The sequence below is a fragment of the Fructilactobacillus sp. X7R9C1 genome (genome assembly GCF_059901005.1).
The window spans coordinates 1-1888 of the sequence record NZ_JBWXVG010000028.1; the positions used below are offsets into that span (position 1 = coordinate 1).

Genomic DNA, 1888 nt, shown 5'->3' on the forward strand with positions numbered 1-1888 from the left:
TTGAGACTTATAGATAAAATAAATAACGCTAACTATTCCTTTGTGGGTTTTGAAGCAGTGGCCGATCCAACTAATCCATGGTTAGCGCGTTCAATTGTTTGTACAAGTGACGATTTATATAATTGGAATAAAATAGCTGATTTACCACAATTAGGTAGTTTGCGTGACCATAGTATTGCACGATATGAAGATTATTTTTATTTGGTAGGTACGGTAAATTTATATCGCACAAAAGACTTTCAAAATTTTGAAGAGTTGTCCACTCCGTTTTGGGAAAAACCAGAACTAGATTTCATCTGGGCTCCGGACTTTTTCCAGGATAAAAATGGTAAAAACCATATCGTTTTGACAGCTACCAAGAAAGTGCTTGGTCAAGGCGGAGTTAGAAGTGTTTTTATCTTTGATATCGATTTGAAAACCGGCAAATTTACTAGGTCTTGGCAAAAAGCCAGGATTAATTGTAATAACGATATTGATGCTTGTATTCGCTTTATTAACGGTAAGTACTATTGCTTTATGGCTTATAATCACGTTTATGTGGCTGACGACTATTTGGGTCCTTATTCTAGAATTCAAACTAATTTAGTTGTTCCACCACATGACTATGTAAAAGGCTATGAAGAAGGTCCAGAATTATTATTTACGAATGACTATCCATTGCTATTTACTGACCGCGTTAACGGTAATGGTATTCAATCATATGTGGTTAGAAAAGTTACTGATGATACTATGACAAAATATACCAATCCAGTTATTTTAAGTTGTGATAACGGGTTAACGTATATGCGTCATGGTAGTTTTATTTACAACGCTAATGAACCCGTTCAAAAAGAATATTTTCCTGATATTCGACAAGAAACGTCACTAGGAACGCAGGTGATTTGATGGACAATAATCGCTTAATTGTTAAAGGACAAGGCATTGATAGTGGCTACAAAGCTAAATTGAATTGCATTCAACGCGATACGTTCTACGTTCAATGGGAAAAGAATTCGACTTATCAAATCGAATTCACTGCTTTTGATGATGGCAGTTCAAGTTATTCATTGCTCACGCCAGAAGCTAGTTTATTTTACCGAGGGCAAGAGTTTATCATTAAACAAATTGCCCCAGATTATAACGCTGGAGTAAGTACAAAAGCGGTCGTAGCAACCCATGTTTATAGTGAGTGCCAATGGTTCCGTCAACGCGCTGTCAGAAATGGAGTATTAACATATACACCACAAAGCATCATGAGCTTTGTATTTGATAACAATAATATGGGATTTTCTTATGAAGTGATTGGTAACTTTGAAAGTAACCAGATTGAGAACTTTGGAAACGTAAGTGGTCAAGACGCCATTAGTAAAATTATTGAAGTCTGGCCAGATGCAATTATTTTTCCGGACAATCGTAAAATTAGGATTTTTCAACATGATAGCTTTGTACAAGACCTTGGCAATCGACTAGGGTATCTATACAATGCCAGCGAAATTAAGCCAACTTACGACAGCACTACGATTACTAATCAAGTTTGGTGTACTGGAAAACCAAAGGATAAACCTGAAGGTGCTGATGAAAACGCACCGACAGAGTACTATTTCGAGCCATTCCAGGTTAGTGATCAGACTAGTATTGCAAAGTGGGGAGTTCATCAATTAGCTGATATTTCTGATGAACGATTTACAGACGCTAACAGCATGCGCCAGTATGCCATGAAGCAACTGTCTTTAGAACCATCGTTGACAGTTGACATCACACTAACTACCCACGATGAACCAACTCCCGGGGATATGGTTTTAATGGAAGTTCGACCTGACGATTTAGCGACGAAGCTTGAAGTAGTTGCATACCAGTATTATCCAATGGACGTTGCGCAACCAACACAAATAACGTTAAACAATACAGC

At 37.4% G+C, this 1888-nt stretch carries 2 protein-coding genes; both read left to right on the plus strand.

The features are described from left to right. Positions 1-885, plus strand: an 885-nt coding sequence (locus AC6UD0_RS07165; protein ID WP_500708664.1) for a family 43 glycosylhydrolase, incomplete at its 5' end; no start/stop codon positions are given. Next, on the plus strand, positions 885-1888 hold a 1004-nt coding region (locus tag AC6UD0_RS07170; RefSeq protein WP_500708665.1), incomplete at its 3' end, for a phage tail protein. The genes AC6UD0_RS07165 and AC6UD0_RS07170, both read left to right, overlap by 1 nt.